The organism is Sphingomonas sp. (assembly GCF_036731925.1).
In the GTDB taxonomy this organism is placed as follows: domain Bacteria; phylum Pseudomonadota; class Alphaproteobacteria; order Sphingomonadales; family Sphingomonadaceae; genus Sphingomonas.
On record NZ_DAINDJ010000001.1, the window covers coordinates 1131635 to 1148868 of the forward strand.

The 17234-nt window shown below is 67.5% G+C and carries 20 protein-coding genes; 12 read left to right on the forward strand and 8 right to left on the reverse strand.

The annotated features are described in order from the left end of the window. Nucleotides 1-22: 22 nt before the first annotated feature. The 4 genes from V7E00_RS05605 to mtaB are packed head-to-tail and all read right to left on the reverse strand — an operon-like array spanning nucleotide 23 to nucleotide 4562. Nucleotides 23-1780 (reverse strand): chloride channel protein, encoded by a 1758-nt coding sequence (locus V7E00_RS05605; protein WP_333571675.1) that lies wholly within the window; start codon nucleotides 1778-1780, stop codon nucleotides 23-25. Between the two features lie 7 nt (nucleotides 1781-1787). Then, the gene (gene ispZ / locus V7E00_RS05610; RefSeq protein WP_333572382.1) at nucleotides 1788-2366 is read right to left on the reverse strand and encodes a septation protein IspZ; all 579 of its coding nucleotides are present in this window, start codon (nucleotides 2364-2366) and stop codon (nucleotides 1788-1790) included. Nucleotides 2367-2403: 37 nt separating this feature from the next. Next, nucleotides 2404-3339: a signal recognition particle-docking protein FtsY gene (gene ftsY, locus V7E00_RS05615; RefSeq protein ID WP_333571676.1), complete on the reverse strand. Its 936-nt coding sequence runs from the start codon at nucleotides 3337-3339 to the stop codon at nucleotides 2404-2406. Further along, nucleotides 3336-4562 carry a tRNA (N(6)-L-threonylcarbamoyladenosine(37)-C(2))-methylthiotransferase MtaB gene (gene mtaB / locus V7E00_RS05620; protein ID WP_333571677.1) on the reverse strand — a complete coding sequence of 409 codons (1227 nt, stop codon included), beginning with the start codon at nucleotides 4560-4562 and terminating at the stop codon, nucleotides 3336-3338. Before mtaB ends, ftsY begins: the two co-directional genes overlap by 4 nt. On the opposite strand from mtaB, the gene V7E00_RS05625 reads away from it, so the two are divergent. Then, on the forward strand, nucleotides 4562-5140 hold the full coding sequence (locus V7E00_RS05625) for a DUF924 family protein (protein ID WP_333571678.1): 579 nt from the start codon (nucleotides 4562-4564) through the stop codon (nucleotides 5138-5140). The genes mtaB and V7E00_RS05625 overlap by 1 nt on opposite strands. Here V7E00_RS05625 and V7E00_RS05630 read toward each other — a convergent pair. Further along, nucleotides 5115-6710, reverse strand: coding sequence for a putative bifunctional diguanylate cyclase/phosphodiesterase (locus tag V7E00_RS05630; RefSeq protein ID WP_333571679.1), 1596 nt, complete (start codon nucleotides 6708-6710; stop codon nucleotides 5115-5117). The genes V7E00_RS05625 and V7E00_RS05630 overlap by 26 nt on opposite strands. Before the next feature lie 237 nt (nucleotides 6711-6947). Between V7E00_RS05630 and ffh the strand changes: the two genes are divergently transcribed. The 4 genes from ffh (at nucleotide 6948) to V7E00_RS05650 (ending at nucleotide 9755) form a co-directional block, all read left to right on the forward strand. Beyond that, a complete protein-coding gene (gene ffh, locus V7E00_RS05635) occupies nucleotides 6948-8429 on the forward strand; it encodes a signal recognition particle protein (protein WP_333571680.1) in 1482 nt (493 codons plus the stop codon). 48 nt (nucleotides 8430-8477) lie between these two features. After that, entirely contained in the window at nucleotides 8478-8864 is a 387-nt protein-coding gene (rpsP, locus tag V7E00_RS05640) for a 30S ribosomal protein S16 (protein WP_333571681.1), read from the forward strand. Between the two features lie 63 nt (nucleotides 8865-8927). Next, the gene (gene rimM / locus V7E00_RS05645; protein WP_333571682.1) at nucleotides 8928-9431 is read left to right on the forward strand and encodes a ribosome maturation factor RimM; all 504 of its coding nucleotides are present in this window, start codon (nucleotides 8928-8930) and stop codon (nucleotides 9429-9431) included. A gap of 27 nt (nucleotides 9432-9458) precedes the next feature. Further along, on the forward strand, nucleotides 9459-9755 hold the full coding sequence (locus V7E00_RS05650) for a hypothetical protein (RefSeq protein ID WP_333571683.1): 297 nt from the start codon (nucleotides 9459-9461) through the stop codon (nucleotides 9753-9755). Here the strand turns inward: V7E00_RS05650 and V7E00_RS05655 are convergent. Further along, nucleotides 9752-10654: an NAD(P)/FAD-dependent oxidoreductase gene (locus tag V7E00_RS05655; RefSeq protein WP_333571684.1), complete on the reverse strand. Its 903-nt coding sequence runs from the start codon at nucleotides 10652-10654 to the stop codon at nucleotides 9752-9754. The genes V7E00_RS05650 and V7E00_RS05655 overlap by 4 nt on opposite strands. Before the next feature lie 55 nt (nucleotides 10655-10709). On the opposite strand from V7E00_RS05655, the gene V7E00_RS05660 reads away from it, so the two are divergent. From V7E00_RS05660 to rplS, 5 genes are read left to right on the forward strand one after another with little or no spacing between them, the layout of a single operon-like run. Next, on the forward strand, nucleotides 10710-11069 hold the full coding sequence (locus V7E00_RS05660; RefSeq protein ID WP_333571685.1) for a type II toxin-antitoxin system VapC family toxin: 360 nt from the start codon (nucleotides 10710-10712) through the stop codon (nucleotides 11067-11069). Between the two features lie 56 nt (nucleotides 11070-11125). Next, nucleotides 11126-11398: an AbrB/MazE/SpoVT family DNA-binding domain-containing protein gene (locus V7E00_RS05665; protein WP_333571686.1), complete on the forward strand. Its 273-nt coding sequence runs from the start codon at nucleotides 11126-11128 to the stop codon at nucleotides 11396-11398. Beyond that, nucleotides 11391-11774 (forward strand): type II toxin-antitoxin system VapC family toxin, encoded by a 384-nt coding sequence (locus V7E00_RS05670; RefSeq protein ID WP_333571687.1) that lies wholly within the window; start codon nucleotides 11391-11393, stop codon nucleotides 11772-11774. The genes V7E00_RS05665 and V7E00_RS05670 overlap by 8 nt, the downstream gene beginning before the upstream one ends. Further along, on the forward strand, nucleotides 11771-12505 hold the full coding sequence (gene trmD / locus V7E00_RS05675) for a tRNA (guanosine(37)-N1)-methyltransferase TrmD (RefSeq protein ID WP_333571688.1): 735 nt from the start codon (nucleotides 11771-11773) through the stop codon (nucleotides 12503-12505). Before V7E00_RS05670 ends, trmD begins: the two co-directional genes overlap by 4 nt. A 1-nt stretch (nucleotide 12506) precedes the next feature. Beyond that, nucleotides 12507-12893, forward strand: a complete 387-nt coding sequence (gene rplS, locus V7E00_RS05680; protein WP_064309669.1) for a 50S ribosomal protein L19 — start codon at nucleotides 12507-12509, stop codon at nucleotides 12891-12893. Nucleotides 12894-13230: 337 nt separating this feature from the next. Here rplS and V7E00_RS05685 read toward each other — a convergent pair whose 3' ends face one another. Continuing rightward, complete coding sequence (locus V7E00_RS05685) at nucleotides 13231-13539, reverse strand: hypothetical protein (RefSeq protein WP_333571689.1); 309 nt, start codon at nucleotides 13537-13539, stop codon at nucleotides 13231-13233. A 390-nt stretch (nucleotides 13540-13929) separates the two neighbouring features. Here V7E00_RS05685 and V7E00_RS05690 point away from each other — a divergent pair, with 390 nt between their 5' ends. Beyond that, nucleotides 13930-14322 carry a GAF domain-containing protein gene (locus V7E00_RS05690; RefSeq protein ID WP_333571690.1) on the forward strand — a complete coding sequence of 131 codons (393 nt, stop codon included), beginning with the start codon at nucleotides 13930-13932 and terminating at the stop codon, nucleotides 14320-14322. 20 nt (nucleotides 14323-14342) lie between these two features. Here the strand turns inward: V7E00_RS05690 and V7E00_RS05695 are convergent, their stop codons facing one another. Further along, nucleotides 14343-14636: a hypothetical protein gene (locus V7E00_RS05695; RefSeq protein WP_333571691.1), complete on the reverse strand. Its 294-nt coding sequence runs from the start codon at nucleotides 14634-14636 to the stop codon at nucleotides 14343-14345. 337 nt (nucleotides 14637-14973) lie between these two features. Between V7E00_RS05695 and V7E00_RS05700 the strand changes: the two genes are divergently transcribed. After that, entirely contained in the window at nucleotides 14974-17205 is a 2232-nt protein-coding gene (locus V7E00_RS05700; RefSeq protein WP_443019141.1) for a DPP IV N-terminal domain-containing protein, read from the forward strand. The last annotated feature ends 29 nt before the right edge of the window (nucleotides 17206-17234 follow it).

The window sequence follows — 17234 nt, forward strand, 5'->3', positions numbered from 1 at the left end:
TGGTCGGGCGGGGGGATCCCCTTCAACTTTCCCCGTACAGGTCGCGCTGGGCCTTCTCCAGCTCTTCGGCATAGCGCCGGCGCGCATGGCTCTCGGTGATGAGCCCCAGCACTGCGCCGTCGGGCGCCAGCACCGCCAGATCGTCCGCCACGCTCGCGTCGAAGGCTTCCAGCACTTCCGCGATCGTCATGTCCGGCGAGAGCGCGGTGTCGATGAACTTCGCCAGGCCGTCCACCCGATCCGCCGGATTTGCGGCCGGACCCCACACCGCCGCGGTTTCGGCAATCCCTGCATAATGGCGGTTCCCGTCGAGCAGCACCGCCCGCTTGGTCGAGCCGAGCGGGAAGCGGGCGCGAAACGTCGCGACGTCGGTGTCGGCTGCGATGGTGGCCACGTCGCGCCGCATCATCCGCGCCGCGGTGAGCGCGCGAACCCAGCCGACGTCGCGGCCGCTGCGCAGCGTCTCGCCGCGCAGGTGCAGCCGCCAGGTGGAGAAGCTGTAGCCGAACGCCTCGCGCATGATGGTGCTGGCGATCAGCGTCGCGGCGATGGTCACGCCGGTGATGCTGAAGTCATGGGTCACCTCCAGCACCAGCAGCGACATCGTCATCGGGCCGCCGACCACCGCGACGGCGAGCGCCGCCATGCCGACGACTGCCGCGTCATCGGGGTTCAGGGCATGAAGGCCCGGCACGTCGGCGAGCACCAGCTGGTAGAAGCGGCCGATCAGCGATCCCAGGAACAGCGAGGCGAAGAACAGGCCGCCGCGAAAGCCGAAGCCGAGCGACACGGCCGAACCGAGCAGCTTGAGCAGGATCACCAGTCCCAGCGAGGCGATCGTCGCGGTGGCGGCCAGGTTGATGTCCAGCGCGCCGTGCCCGCTCGACAGCACCTGCGGCGAGAGCAGCGCGAGCGGGATCATCAGCACGCCGCCGACCAGCGGGGCCCAGGCCGGCCGGATCGGGCTGCGGCGCACCCCCGCCTCGACCAGTGCCACCAGTCGCATCAGCGCAATGCCGAAGCCGGCGCAGAGCACGCCAAGCAGCGCATAGAGGAGATAGTCGGCCGTCCCGATCGGATGGGCGGCGCCCGCGCTGATCACATAGGGATGGATGCCGAGCGTCCGCGCGATCAGCGCCGCGGTGAGCGAGGCGAGCACCACCGGTGCGACGATCGCGGGGGTGTAGGCCCCCAGCACGATCTCAAAGGCGTAGAAGGCACCGGTGAGCGGTGCGCCGAACGCCGCGCCAAGCCCCGCGCCGGCACCGGCGGCCATCAGCGTGCGCAGGTCCGCGCGCCGCAGTTTCAGCCGCTGGCCGAGCAGCGAGGCGAGGCCGCCGCCGGCCTGCGCATAGGCGGCCTCCAGCCCCACGGATGCGCCGAAGCCGTTCGAAAGCAGCGTCTGGCCCACCACGGTCGCGGTGTCCCGCGCCGGGATGCGGCCGCCGTGCAGGGCGTTGGCCTCGACCACGTCGACCGTCTTGCGGCGGCGAAGCAGCCATAGCGTGAGGCCGAGCAGCGCGCCGCCGGCCGGGAGCGCCAGCAGCCGCAGCGGGTCGAGGTGGCTGGCCGCACTCAGATGCTCGCCCACGCCCAGGCCGAACAACAGGCGCTGCATGCCGCGCGCGGTCTGGCCGATGGCGATCGCGGCAAGGCTGGCCGCCGCGCCGACGCCGATCGCCAGCAGCAGGAACAGCAGAGAGTTCGACCGGATCTGCCGCCGCAATCCGTTCGCGGCGCGCACCGCGTGGAAGGTCGCGGGATGGCGCGGCAGCCCCATGGCGGAATCAGCCTTCCGGCGGGACGGGCGCGTCCTCGGGCTTTTCCAGCTGCAGGCCATGGCGCAGCAGCATGGGCACGTTGGCGATGGCGAAGACGAGGGTCAGCGGGATCACCACCCAGGTCTTGAACGTCACCCAGCGATCCCAGTCGAGCATGTGGCGCATCACTTCGTTCAGCACCGCCATCGCCACGAAGAACAGCGACCAGTTGATCGTCAGCAGCCGCCACCCCCTGGCGCTGAGCCCGGGATAGGCCGAGCCTAGCATCGTCTCCAGCAGTGGCTTGTCCGCGACCAGCCCATAGCCGAGGATCACCGCGAACATCGCATAGACGATGGTCGGCTTGATCTGGATGAAGGTCTGGTCGTGAAAATAAAGGGTGAGGCCGCCGAACACGAGCACCAGCACGCCGGTGATCCACAGCATCGGCGAGACGTGGCGCGTCTTCCACCAGGATATCGCGATCGCAAGCGCCATCGCGATCATGAAGGCGAGCGTCGCGGTCATGATTCGCTGGAGCTGGATGCCGGGCGCGAAGCTGTTGACCGCGAAGAACACGATCAGCGGCCCGTAGTCGAGCGCCATGCGCAGGCCAGCGGGTGCCTGGGGGCGGGGAGCTGCCTCAGCCATTGGCCACCTCCTCCACGCCGGCGATGATGCGGGCGACTTCATTCGCGTCGAAGCCGCGCAGGTCGTCCACCTTCTCGCCCACCCCGATCGCATGGATCGGCAGGCCGTATTTCTCGGCCGCGGCGACCAGCACGCCGCCGCGCGCGGTGCCGTCGAGCTTGGTCATGACGAGGCCGGTCACGCCCGCCACTTCCTTGAACACCTCGATCTGGTTGAGCGCGTTCTGGCCGGTGGTGGCGTCGAGCACCAGCACCACGTCGTGCGGGGCTGCCGGATTGAGGCGGCCGAGCACGCGGCGGACCTTGGCCAGCTCGTCCATCAGCTCGCGCTTGTTCTGCAGGCGGCCGGCGGTGTCGACGATCAGCACGTCGGTGCCGATCTCGGTCGCGCGCTTGACCGCCTCGAACACGATGCCTGCGGCATCGCCGCCCTCGGCGCCGGAGACGATCGGCACGCCGATCCGTTCGGCCCAGGTGCGCAGCTGACCGATCGCGGCGGCCCGGAAGGTGTCGCCGGCGGCAACCATCACGCTGTAATCCTGATCCACCAGCTGCTTGGCGAGCTTGGCGATCGTCGTCGTCTTGCCCGATCCGTTGACGCCGATGACGAGGATTACCTGCGGGCGCGGAAACGCCTCGATCTCGAGCGGCTTGGCGACCGGCTCGAGCACCTTGGCGACTTCCTCGGCGACGATCACGCGGATGCCGAGTTCTTCCAGGTTGCGCTCGAACTGCCCCTCGGCAAGCCGCGCGCGCACCTTGGCGGCGGTGGCGGGGCCGAGGTCCGAGGCGATCAGCGCCTCTTCGATTTCGTCCAGCGTCGCCTCGTCCAGCCGCGCGAGCGACAGGCCGGCCAGGTTGCCGAGCAGCCGATCCGACGTCTTGCGGAAGCCGCCGAGCAGCTTTTCATGCCAGCTGGGTCCGCTCATGCGACCAGCTTTCCGTCTTCGACGCGTGCAATCGTCACGTTCACCATTTCTCCAGTCTGCCCGGGCGCGGTCAGGCGCACCTCGGCGAAATTCTCTGCGTGGCCGCGGTCGCCCGGGCGCTCGACCAGCACCCGCTGGCGGCTGCCGACCAGGCGCTCCAGCCAGAGCGTCCGCTGCTCCGCCGCCGCGGCCCGCAGCCGGGCGGCGCGGTCGCGGACGGTGGCGGGGGCCACCTGCGGCATGCGCGCGGCGGGCGTGCCGGCGCGCGGGCTATAGGGGAAGATGTGCGCATGCACCACGCCGCAATCGGCGATCAGGGCAAGGGTGTTGGCGGCCATCGTCTCGTCTTCGGTCGGAAAGCCGGCGATCAGGTCCGCCCCGATCGCGATCTCGGGCCGTGCGGCGCGCAGCCGCTCGGCCAGCGCTACCGATTGCGCACGGCTGTGGCGGCGCTTCATGCGCTTGAGGATCAGGTCGTCGCCGGCCTGCAGCGACAGATGGACATGCGGCATCACGCGCGGCTCCTGGGTGAGGAGCGCGAACAGCCGGTCGTCGACTTCGATCCCGTCGAGCGAGGAAAGTCGCAGGCGCTGGAGCGCTGGCACATGGCGAAGGATGCGTTCCACCAGCGATCCCAGCGTGGGACTGCCGGGTAGATCGTGGCCATAGCTGGTGAGATCGACGCCGGTCAGCACCACCTCGCCATGCGCTTCCGCCAGCATCGCGATCCGATCGATCACCGCGCCGGCGGGCACCGATCGGCTGTTCCCCCGGCCATAGGGGATGGCGCAGAAGGTGCAGCGATGGTCGCAGCCATTCTGCACTTCCACGAACGCGCGGGCGTGGGTGGAGAAGCTTGCGGCGAGGTGCGGCGCGGTTTCGCGCACGGCGAGGATGTCCTGCACCTGCACCCTCGCCTCCGACGCCCAGGCCTCGGGCAGCAGCTTCTCGGCATTGCCGATCACCCGGTCCACTTCCGGCATCGCGGCGAAGGCGTCCGGATCGATCTGCGCCGCGCAGCCGGTGACGACCAGCTCCGCCTCGGGCCGTTCGCGGCGGGCGCGGCGGATCGCCTGGCGGGTCTGCTTCACCGCTTCGTTGGTCACGGCGCAGCTGTTCACCACGATCGCGTCCCGGCCGGCCAGCAACGCGCGGATCGACTCGCCTTCGGCTAGGTTCAGCCGGCAACCCATGTTAAGGATAAGGGGCGAGGAGAGGGACATTGGCCAGCGATCTAAGGACGCCGACCGCAGAAGTCCAACACCGGGCGGGCCAGGTGCTGGCCTTCTGGTTCGATGCGCTGCTGCCCGAACAATGGTTCCTTAAGTCCGAAGGGGTCGATCGCGAGATCGCCGACCTGTTCGGGGATCTGCGGGATCGGGTGCTGGCGAGTGGCGCCGAAGGGTGGGACGAAGATCCCGACACGCTGCTCGCCGCGGTGATCCTGCTCGACCAGTTTTCCCGCAACATCCATCGCGGGCGGGCAGACGCCTTTGCCGGCGATCCGCTTGCGCAGCGGCTCGCGCAGCATGCGATCGGGCGCGGCTGGGACCGGCACATGCCCAAGGAGCATCGCCAGTTCCTGTACATGCCCCTTGAGCATGCCGAGGATGCGGCGCTGCAGGCGATGAGCCTCCGCTGCTTCGAAGCGCTGCAGGACGAGACCCTGCTCGCCTATGCGCGCGATCATGCTGAGGTGTTCCGGCGCTTCGGCCGCTTCCCCGCGCGCAATCAGGCGCTGGGACGGATCTCCACGCCGGAGGAGCTCGACTATCTCAGCCAGCCTGGAGCTGGCTGGTAGCGTCGCCGCCGTCCAGCCGCGGGCCGGGCTGCAGGATCAGCCGGCGCTCGGCCAGCAGCCGCCGTGCGCCTGCGATCGACAGCGGCTTGCCATAGAGCCAGCCCTGCGCCTTGGCGCAACCGATCGCGCGCAGCCGTTCCTCGATCGCTGCATCTTCCACCCCTTCCGCGGTGATCGGCAGGTTCAGGCTTTCGCCCAGCCGCAGGATCGTGTTGACGATCGCGGCAGAGTCCGCGCTCTGGTTGAGCGAAAGGACAAAGCTCTTGTCGATCTTGATCCGGTCGAAGGGCAGGGCACGGAGATGGGCGAGGGACGAATAGCCCGTGCCGAAATCGTCGAGCGCCAGCCGCACGCCCTGGTTCTTGAGGCTGCCGACGATCGACTGGGCAAGCGCCAGATTGTCGAACAGGGCGCTCTCGGTGATCTCCACTTCCAGCCGGCTTGCCGGAAATCCGGTCTCGGTGAGCACCTTGATGATCTTCTGCGCCAGCCAGGCATCGCGCAGCTGCACCGGCGAGATGTTGACCGACAGGCTGAGGCCCGGATCCCAGTCGCGCGCGGCGTGGAAGGCCTGGCGCATGATCGACAGCGACAGGTCCGCGATCAGCCCGGTTTCCTCTGCCACGGGGATGAAACGGTCGGGCGGGATCATGCCGTGGCTGGGGTGATCCCACCGGGCCAGCACCTCGAACCCGTGCAGGCGGCCGGTCGCCAGATCCACCTGCTGCTCGAAATAGGGTATGATCTCTTGCCGGGGGACGGCCGCGCGCAGCCCGCTTTCCAGCGCGCTGCGTACCTGCAGTGCGCGCTCCATCGCGGGATCGAACCAGGCAAAGCGGTTCTTCCCCGCCTTTTGTGCCTGATGCATCGCGATGTCGGCCGTGCGCAGCAGTGCATCGATGTTTGGGCAATCGAAGTCCGACCGGGCGACCCCCAGCGAGCAGCTGATGTGCAGCGAAAGCCCCTCGACCTCGAAGGGCTGCGCGAGTCGGCTGACGATGCGCTCCGCGATCCGCTCCACCGGCGCCGCATCCCGCGAGTCGAAGGGAAAGGCGCACGCGAATTCGTCGACGCCGAGTCGTCCCGCGAGCGCCATCTGCGGCAGCGCCTGGGCCACTTCCCGGGCGACCTGCGCGATCAGGGCATCGCCTACCGCATGGCCATGCAGGTCGTTGATGCCCTTGAAGCGATCGAGGTCGAACACCAGCATGGCGACGGCCTGGCCGCGCCGGTGCGCCCGCGTGAACATCGCGGCGCCTTCCTCTGTCAGGCTGTTGCGGTTGAGGAAGCCGGTGAGCGAATCGCGGCTGGCGAGGCTTTGCGCGCGGTCGACCGTGGGCCGCGCGGCGCGGGCCGCGAGGCGGCGCCAGCAGAGCAAGGTGAGGGCGACGTGAACGCCTTGCGCACCCAGCAGCCAGCCGTCGAGAGTGGCGCCTTCCAGATAATCGAACGCCAGTACGCTGCCGATCGCGACGGCAAGCAGCACAGAGGCTAGACCCAGCGCGCTGTAGATCGCAGCGCTGCGATCTGCGCCGCGCCCCTCCCGATCCTGTTGCTGTTGCCGCGTCATCGACGCACTACGCCCCTCTACCGTACAAAGCGGCGTTTTCCCATGCGAGGCGTGTAGATCGGGTTAAATCCCCGGAGGTTGCTTTCCGCCGCCACTGCCGCTAAGGGGACCCACCGTTCCTCCGTGGACGCGAGACATATGCCACCCCGAGGGGTGACGCCGGCCGACGAGGTTTCGTCCGCCGGCGTGTTTTGCGTTTGGCGGGACAACGACTGATTGTGGAGTGATCTGGGCATCATGTTCGAGAGTTTGAGCGATCGGCTGGGCGGCGTCTTCGAGCGCCTGCGCGGACGTGGCGCGCTCGCCGAGGCCGATGTCCGGACCGCGATGCGCGAAGTACGCGTGGCGCTGCTGGAAGCGGATGTCGCGCTGCCCGTCGCCCGCGAGTTCGTCGACAAGGTAACCGAGCAGGCCGTCGGCCAGCAGGTGTTGCGGTCGGTCACGCCGGGCCAGCAGGTCGTCAAGATCGTCCATGACGCGCTGGTCGACATGCTCGGCGCCGATACCGCCGAACTGCACATCGACGTCACGCCGCCGGCCGTCGTCATGCTGGTCGGCCTGCAGGGCTCGGGCAAGACCACGACCACCGCCAAGCTTGCCAAGCTGCTGAAGAAGCAGGGCAAGAAGGTGATGATGGCGTCGCTGGACGTCAATCGTCCGGCCGCGCAGGAACAGCTCGCGGTGCTCGGCACCCAGACCGAAGTAGCGACGCTGCCGATCGTCACCGGCCAGCAGCCGGTCGAGATCGCGCGCCGTGCGCTCCAGTCGGCGAAGCTTCAGGGCTTCGACGTGGTGATGCTCGACACCGCCGGCCGTCTCCACGTCGACCAGGCGCTGATGGACGAGATGAAGGCCGTGGCCGACATCTCCAAGCCGCAGGAAATTCTGCTCGTCGTCGACTCGCTCACCGGCCAGGACGCGGTCAACGTCGCCAGCAACTTCTCCGCGCAGGTGCCGCTGACCGGCGTGATCCTGACGCGTATGGACGGCGATGCACGCGGCGGTGCGGCGCTGTCGATGCGCGCGGTTACCGGCCAGCCGATCAAGTTCGCCGGCATGGGCGAGAAGCTCGACCAGATCGAGCCGTTCCACCCGAAGCGCGTTGCCGGCCGTATTCTCGGCATGGGCGACGTCGTCAGCCTGGTCGAACGCGCCGCGGCGTCGATCGAGCAGGAAGACGCCGAGCGCATGGCGAACCGGCTCGCCAAGGGCCAGTTCGACATGAACGACCTGCGCGCGCAGCTGGCGCAAATGCGCAAGATGGGCGGCCTGGGTGCGCTGGCGGGGATGATCCCCGGCATGAAGAAGGCACAGGCCGCGGTCGACCAGGTCGGCGGCGACAAGGTGCTGATCCGCATGGACGCGATCATCAGCTCGATGACGCCCAAGGAACGCGCCAAGCCCGAGCTGCTCAACGCCAAGCGCAAGATCCGCATTGCCAAGGGCTGCGGCCTGACGGTGCAGGACGTCAACAAGCTCATCAAGATGCATCAGGAGATGCAGACCGCGATGAAGCGCCTGAAGAAGATGGGCGGCCTGAAGGGCATGATGGGCATGCTCGCCAAGGGCGGCCCGGGCGGCGGCATGGGCGGCATCGGTGCGGCCCTGGGCGGCGCCGAGATGGGCGACATGATGGACAAGGTGGGCGCCGGCCTGCCGGGTCTGCCGGGTGGCGCCAAGCTGCCGCCGGGCTTCGAGAATTTGCTGAAGAAGAAGTAATTTAGTTCAACCTGTTTCAATCGTATCTCTAGAAGGAAGTGAAGTAGAATGGCTCTCTCCATGCGTCTGTCGCGCGGCGGCTCCAAGAAGCGCCCGTACTACCGGATCGTCGTTGCTGACGCCCGCGCGCCCCGCGACGGCAAGTTCATCGAGAAGATCGGCACCTACAACCCGCTGCTCGCCAAGGATTCGCCCGAGCGCGTGAAGCTGGACCACGAGCGCGCGACCTACTGGCTGAGCGTCGGCGCGCAGCCGACCGACCGCGTCCTCCGCTTCCTCGACGCCGCTGGCGTCAAGGAGCGTGCGGCCCGCAACAACCCGAACAAGGCGGTTCCGGGCGAGAAGGCCAAGGAGCGCGCCGAGGAGCGTGCCGAGAAGGCCAAGGCAGCCGCCGAAGCCGCTGCCGCCCCGGCCGAAGAGACCGCCGAAGCCTGAGCTTGAACATCCCTCCCGCGCGCTGGTGCGGGAGGGATGGCTCGTGCGTCGCTGCATCCCATCATGGCAGAACCTTCCGCTCCCTCGAACCGCGGCGATCGCCCGGTGACGCTTGCCGCCGTGATCGGCGCGCACGGCATCGCCGGCGAGGTGCGGCTGAAGGTGTTCGCCGAGGATCTGGCGGCGCACAAGAGCTTCAACGGCGGCACGCTGACGCTCAAGTCGGTGCGCGGGGGATCCAATGGCGTGATCGCCCGCTTCGCCGAAGTGGCCGACCGCAACGCCGCCGAGGCGCTGCGCGGCACCGAACTGACGGTGCCGCGTTCCGCCCTCCCGCCGCTGGGCGAGGGCGAATATTACCATATCGACCTGCTCGACCTGCCCGTGGCGGGCGAGGATGGCACGCCGATCGGCCGCGTGGTGGCGATCGACGATTACGGCGCGGGCGACGTGATCGAGATCGAGCGCCCCGACGGCAAGCGCTTCATGGTGCCGATGCGGCCCGAGGCGGTGCCGAGCTGGGATGACGAAAAGCTCGTCGTGGCGAGCGCGTTCCTGGAAGCATAATCCCGCGATTTCTGCTATCACCCGGGCATGACGATCCTTGCCTGGTGCATAGCGCTGTCGTTGATTGCCTTTGCCGCCTGGCTGACAGCCGGCGCCATTCTGAGGCTGTCCCACCTTGGGCGACTGATCGCAACCTTGTCAGTGCCGTCGCTGGCGAGCGCCGCGGTGGCGTGGCTCGCCTATCTCGACATCCGGCACGCCGACGGCGAGTGGGACGTCGTATTTTTCCTGCTGAGCGTGGGGGCCGGCGGCGCAACCATGATCATGGTCCTGCCCGTCTGGTTTCTGGCGGAGGAGCGGCTGGGCGGGCGCATGCGCCGCTAGCGCCAGAGGGGCGTCTCGGCATTCAGCATGTTCCGGATCGTCGTGGCGGCGACGCCGGCTTCTCCCATTGCGTGGCTGATCTGGTCCAGGCCCTTGGCGACGTCCCCCGCGGCGAACAGGCCGGGGAGCGAGGTGCGCTGGTGGTCATCCACTTCCAGGCAGCCGCTCTCGTCGGCGCTGGCACCCGCCTCGACGGCCAGCTCCGAGCGGATGTGCGAACCGAGCGCGGGGTAGAGGCTGTCGAACGCCAGGTGACCGGCAGCCGTAGATAGCGCAATCTGCTCGCCCTCAATTGCCCAGTCGCGCGCCGGGCCGTCGACCAGCGCAATATCGGCTGCGGTGAGCTGGGCGAGCTGGTCCGCCGGCAGGTCGTGGCGATCGGGAGCGATCAGCGTCACGTCCTTGGTGAAGCTGCGGATGAACAGCGCCTCGCGCGCGCCATGCTCGCCGGTACCGTACACGCCGACACGCCTGTCGGTCACCTCATAGCCGTCGCATACCGGGCAGTAGCGGATCTGCCCCCGCGCCAGTGCGACGTCGTGCAGGTCGTCCGGCATCGGCGGGCGGTGATTGACGACGCCGGTGGCGAGGAGGACCGAGCGGGCGCGCACCTCGCGTTCGCCGATCCACGCCGCGAACCCGCCATCGATCGGCCGCAGGCTCGTGACCTTCGCCGCCTCGCGCACCGTGCCGTATTTCTCCGCCTGCGCGCGCATCGCCGCGAGCAGGTCGATGCCGGAGATGCCCTCCGGATATCCCGCATGGTTGTGCGTGCAGGGGATCAGCGCGGCCCTGCTCGATCCGCAATCGAACAGGCGGATCTTCAGATGATAGCGGCTGAGATAGATCGCCGCGGTCAGCCCCGCCGGCCCGCCGCCGATGATGATGCAATCGTCCATCGCGCGCCAGCGCGTCAGGGCGCGACAGGTTCCGCCGCCCATTGTAGGGCAGGGCATGGCCACGCCCGACTATCTGCTCGATACCTGTGTCTGCATCCGTCTGTTGCGGGGCGGCGGGGTGCCGGTCGCGCGGCGGATCGCGGCAGCCGAGCCGGGGGCGATTGCGATTTCCGCGATCAGCCTTGCCGAGCTGATGGACGGGGCAGGGGGCGGGCTCGAGGTGTTGATCGCCCGATTGCCGGTACAGGCCTTCGATGCGGCCGCGGCGCGCGTCTTTCCGGCAGCACATGCGGCGCGTGGGCGGCACGATCGGTTGATCGCCGCGCATGCGCTGGCGCTCGGTGCCACGCTGGTCACCCATAATGTCCGCGATTTCCGGTCGGTGCCGGGGCTGGTTATCGAAAACTGGTTCTGACCTGCGTTGCGCGGTGCGGCGAATGTATATACATGTCGTATATACGGAGGCGGCATATGGGCGAGGAATATCGCGCCAGGATCTTCAAGTCGGGCAATTCGCTGGCGCTGCGCCTGCCCAAGGCGCTGGGCCTGAAGGAAGGCACCGAAGTCGTGCTGCGCGAGGAACGGCGCGGCTTCTCGGTGGAGCCCGTAGACGGCGAGGGCACCATCGACTTGACCGGCATCGCCGGTGCGCTTCCCTGGCTCAAGCCGGTGCCGCCCGAAGATCGCGAGATCGAGGAGCGTGCGCTCGACTGGGAAGGACACAGGCTGCGGCGCGATGGCTGATCCTCGCTTTCTTCTCGACACCAACATCTGCATCTACATCCTTAATGACGCCCATGCGCCGGCCGCTCGTGCCGTGGCTACCCAGGCGAGGGGAAGCGTGGTGAGTTCCACGATCGTGCTGGCGGAGGTGTTGCGCGGCGTGCCCGAAGGCAACGCGCTCGGACGGCTGGTGGTCGAGCGGTTTTTCCGACTGGTGGAACCGCTTCCCTTTGATACCGCGGCCGCCGACGCCTATGCCCGGCTGCCGTTCCGCCGCGCCCGGCTCGACCGGCTCATTGCGGCGCAGGCACTGGCGGCAGGCCTTACGCTGATCACCAACAACGAACGGGATTTCGCCGACATCCCCGACCTCAAGCTCGAGAACTGGACGCTGTGACCTTCGCTGCTACCGTTTTGACGCTCTACCCAGAGATGTTCCCCGGACCGCTCGGCATCTCTCTGGCGGGCCGGGGACTGCGCGAAGGCCTTTGGACGCTCGATACGGTGCAGATCCGCGACTTCGCCACCGACAAGCATCGCTCGGTCGACGATACGCCCGCCGGCGGCGGGGCGGGGATGGTGCTGCGCGCCGATGTCGTCGCGTCCGCGATCGACAGCGTTGCGCAGGAAGGGCGCCCGCTGCTTGCGATGACGCCGCGCGGTCGTCCCCTCACGCAGGACCGCGTGCGCGAGCTCGCGGCAGGCCCGGGCGCCATCGTGCTGTGCGGCCGGTTCGAGGGTTTCGACGAACGCATCTTCGCGGCGCGCGACATCGAGGAAGTATCGATCGGCGATTACATCCTCTCCGGCGGCGAAATGGCGGCGCTGACGCTGCTCGATGCTTGCATTCGGCTCGTTCCCGGCGTAATGGGCGCGGCTTCCAGCGGCATGGACGAGAGCTTCGAAACGGGGCTGCTCGAATATCCGCAATATACCCGACCTGTTGAATGGGAAGGGCGCACGATCCCCGAAGTGCTGCGATCGGGGGATCATGCGAGGATCGAAGCCTGGCGCAGAGCCATGGCGGAGACCGATACACGGCTAAGGAGGCCGGATCTGTGGGAGCGCCATGAGGGCGCTCGGGTCCAGTCTCCCTCTGGCGCGCGGCGAAAACATGGGACTGACTGAGATGAACCTCATCCAGACGCTCGAAGCAGAGCAGATTGCCAAGTTCAACGAAGCCAAGAAGATTCCGGAATTCCGCCCGGGCGACACCGTCCGCATCGGTGTGAAGGTCGTCGAAGGCGAGCGTACCCGCGTGCAGAACTTCGAAGGCGTGTGCATCGCGCGCGCCAACAAGGGCATGGGTTCGAACTTCACTGTCCGCAAGATCTCGTTCGGTGAAGGCGTGGAGCGCGTATTCCCGCTCTATTCGCCGAACATCGATTCGATCGAGGTCGTGCGTCGCGGTGTCGTGCGTCGTGCGAAGCTCTACTATCTGCGTGGTCGTACCGGCAAGTCGGCGCGTATCGCCGAGCGCCGCGATACCCGCACCGAGGCGCAGGCCGCCGAATAAGGCTGGCCTTCCCAGGACGCGAAGGGCGTGCGGACCTTATGGTCCGCGCGCCCTTTTCGTATGGGGTTTGTTCAAGGCGCGCTGTCGCTCACCCGCCGTACGCCTCGCATCGGCTGGTGGCGTTCCTCCTGGGCAACATCCTGGGCTCGCTGCGACTGCGCGGGATTCAGCGCCGGCGAGGCAACGCGGCTGCGGAAAGGCTGCACCCGTTGCGCGGGCAGCATCGCTCGCGGGAAGTCATCGCCCGCAAGGCGTTCCGAACCTCCCGCATGCAAAAATGCGCCGCAGACGGTTCTCGTCCCGGCGCATTGCTGTGTAGCGGGGGGGGGGCCAGGGGTCAGGCGGCTGCGCGGAAGCTCTGGCTTTGCAGGACTGCCCGGCCACGCGCGGTGAGGGCGGCATCCCGAACCTCGGGGCCGCCAATGCCGATCAGCAGCGCCTCATAGGCCAGGAGGCCGCGGTCGCAGAGTCCCTGAACGGCGGCGATGAACGCATGGTGATGATCCAGCGACGCGCCGAGGTTGAGGGCTGTCGGCGTCAGGGTTGCGCTACCCGGCCAGCTGCGCTGCAGCACGCCGGCGATAGCAGCGATGCAGCGCGAATCGAGTGCGCCAAGCGCCTCGCCGCCTTCCCCGCTCATCGACATCAGGTCCTCCTCAACACCATGGTCCGCATGCCGTTCAGCTGCTCGGAAGCGCCGAAATGGCTCTATCCGAAGACTTGCTTGAAACTGCATGTATCAGAACCACGCCATCGACCCTTGGCCGGTTCCGCAACATTCCTACCCGCCCGCGCTGCGAATCGGATTTTCCGTATCCGCGCACTTGCTGTGGCGCATCATTTACGATGCTAGGCAAAATCTGCCTAGATGTGGTTTGGATCCGAAACGAATTTACCGGTTGATAACTTCTTCGTACCGTCTCGTTCTGGAACAGGGCAGGGGCGAGACCCCCGGGCATGTGCCGCTGGTACAATCCCGTACTGCATCGAGGCCCGCGAGTCGCATAGTGTGCAACCGTTTTCACAGGGTGTGTCTATGTCGAGTTGGAGTGTGGCCGGTTCAGCGCCGGTGAGTCGGTTGGCGCAGAATGTCGAGGCGGAGCAGGGAGCAGAAGAGAGCCGTATTGTCCGTGCAGCGGTGGCGCTGCTGCGCGGGGACGTTGCCGTGCTTCAAACCGGGGGGCGCACGGTGCTTGCGGCAGCCGAAGGTATCGAGACCGACGAATCCGCGCGGCGACTGGCGGACCCGCTGGAGGCGCTCGCCCTCGGCTATCGCAGCCAGCTGTCGGTGCCCCTGCGCCGCGATGGTCGCCGTATCGGTGCGCTGGCCGTGCTCGATCGCGACCTGCGCGCTTTCGACGATGCGGACATCGCGCTGCTCCGCGCGCTTGCCGGGTGCCTCGACCGCGCAATGTGCAGCGTTCACTGATCGGCAGGAGGCGGCGCCGTTCAGTTTGCGCGATCTGCCTCGCGCGCGAGCATGGCGCGCCCGCGCGCGGTGAGCGTCGCATCGACCAGCATCGGCCCGTCGCTGTTGAAGACCAGCGCCTCGTAGCTCAAGAATCCGGCGTCGCTAAGCCATTCCACCAGACCCAGAAAGTCGGCGGTGGCCGTTTCCTCGCTGCCCAGGCCGATATCGGCGGGCGTCAGCAGGGTAGAACGGGGCCAATGCTCCTGCAGCAATCGTGTGGCGCATTCGACTGGAGCACCCGTACGCATCCTGGAAAGACGATCCACCGACATGCGGTACTTCTCCTGATCGGTTGAGCGCACCCCACTTCGCGGCTCCACCGTCGGCCGCGGTCTTTCCTTCAACTTACGTGAACCGCATATTAACATGAATTTCTCTGCCGTCGAGGTTGTTCTTTCGATTAGGTGAAGATGTTCCACTCCATTATCCTTTTCCAAGCGGTGCAAAGGATTTGCAGGGCTATTTGCTGATGTTTGCGTTCCCGTCCCTCGAGTGGGGCGCGGGTGCGGTGGCGGTCGGCGGCTATGCCGTTGCAGGGCCTTTACGCGCCCGCCGCCGACGATAAACCATCGCCACCGGCCGACAGGTGCCGGCTTGGCGGAGTATTGGATGCGCAAATGGATGCTGGGCGTTGCCGGGGCGGCGATTGCAATCGGGGCGAGCATGACTGAGGCTGCGGCGCAAGCACAGACCGCGCAGCCGCTGACGCTGCAGCGGATCTTCGGCAGCCCCGCGCTGGACGGGCCCGCCCCGCGGGCCGTGCAGCTGTCGCCCGACGGCAAGTATCTGACGCTGTTGCGCAACCGCGACGACGATCGCGAACGCTATGATCTGTGGGCGCTGGATACCGCGAGCGGCCAGTGGCGCATGCTGGTCGATTCGAAGAAGCTCGGGTCGGGCGCCGAATTGTCGGAAGCGGAGAAGATGCAGCGCGAGCGGGCCCGCATCGGCGGTACCAAGGGCATTGTCCGCTATGACTGGGCGCCGGACGGGCACTCCATCCTGGTGCCGCTGGACGGCGAGCTCTTCCGTGCGCGGCTGACCGGCGAGGTCGACAAGCTGCCGGCCGGAGCAGGCCCGAAGCTCAACGCCGCGCTCAGCCCGGCCGGCAAGTTCGCCAGCTATCTGCAGGACCAGAATCTCGTGATCATGGACCTGACCAGCGGCAAGGCGGCGCGGGTCACGCCCGATGGGGCGGGCACCGTGCACTGGGGCGAGGCGGAGTTCGTCGCCCAGGAGGAAATGGCGCGCAGCGACGGCTATTGGTGGGCGCCGAACGACGCCTATGTCGCGGTCGAGCGGTTCGACGAAGCCCCGGTCGGCATCGTCACGCGGGCCGCGATCGGCGCCGAGGGCACCAGCATCGTCCAGCAGCGCTATCCCAAGGCCGGTACGCCCAACGCACTGGTCGAGCTCTACGTGCTCGACCCCGCGGGGCAGAAGCGGGTGAAGGTGGACCTGGGCCCGGATCCCGACATCTATCTGGCGCGCGTCGACTGGGCGGCGGACGGCAAGACGCTGTATGTCCAGCGCCAGAACCGGGCGCAGACCCAGCTCGACCTGCTCGCGGTCGACCCCGCCACCGGCGCGGCGCGCGTGCTGTTCAGCGAGAAGGCTGCCCCGAAGAGCTGGATCAACCTCAGCTACGGCCTAAAGCCGCTCGACGACGGCAGCCTCATCTGGTGGTCTGAACGCGACGGGCACGGCCATCTTTATCGCTGGCAGGCGGGCACGTTCACCCAGCTGACCAAGGGCGCATGGGAAGTTGCGCCCGACGGCATCAGTGTCGACCAGAAGCGCGGCCGCCTCTATTTCCAGGGCAACAAGGACGATGTGCTCGAGCGGCATCTCTACTGGATCGACTATCGCAAGCCCGCCGCGATCACCCGGCTGACCGAGCGCGGCTGGTGGAACGCTGCCAGTATGGACGCCAGCGGCACCCGCGCGATCGTCAGCCGGTCCAGCCCGAACCAGCCGCGCCAGGTGTATCTGGCCGATGCCGACGGCAAGCGGATCGCCTGGGTGCAGGAGAATGCGGTCAGCGATCCGAAGCACCCGTACCAGCCGTATCTGGCGGCGCATCGCGAGCGGACCTTCGGCACGATCAAGGGGCCGGACGGCACCGATCTGCACTGGGAGATGATCACCCCCAGGCTGGAGCCGGGCAAGCGCTACCCGGTGTTCTTCCAGCATTATGGCGGCCCGCATGTCCAGACGGTCAGCCGGGCCTGGGGTGGCTCGCTCCAGCAATATCTGGTGCAGCACGGCTATATCTGGTTCCAGATCGACAATCGCGGCTCGGCCAATCGCGGCGTCGCGTTCGAAAGCGCGATCCGGCAGGCGATGGGCAGCGTGGAAGTGCAGGACCAGCTGGCGGGCGCGGCCTATCTCAAGACGTTGCCCTTCGTCGATCCGAAGCGCATTGCCACCTATGGCTGGTCCTATGGCGGCTACATGACGCTGAAGATGCTGGAAGCGGCGCCGGGCACCTTCGCGGCCGGCATCTCGGGGGCGCCGGTGGCGAAGTGGGAGCTGTACGACACCCACTATACCGAGCGCTACATGGGTGATCCGCGCCAGGTGCCGGAAGCGTACAAGGCGTCCAGCACCTTGGGGGATGCTGCCAAGATCGCCGACCCGCTGCTGATGATCCACGGCATGTCGGACGACAATGTCGTGCTCGAGAACGGCACCGCCATGTACGCGGCGCTGCAGCAGCAGAAGGTGCCGTTCGAAATGATGCTCTACCCCGGCCAGACCCACCGCGTGGGTGGGCCGGGCATCAGCGAGCATCTGTGGAATACGATTCTCGGCTTCCTGGACCGGTCGTTGACCAAGTAGATCCTTAAAGCACGGGCAAGGATACGTAG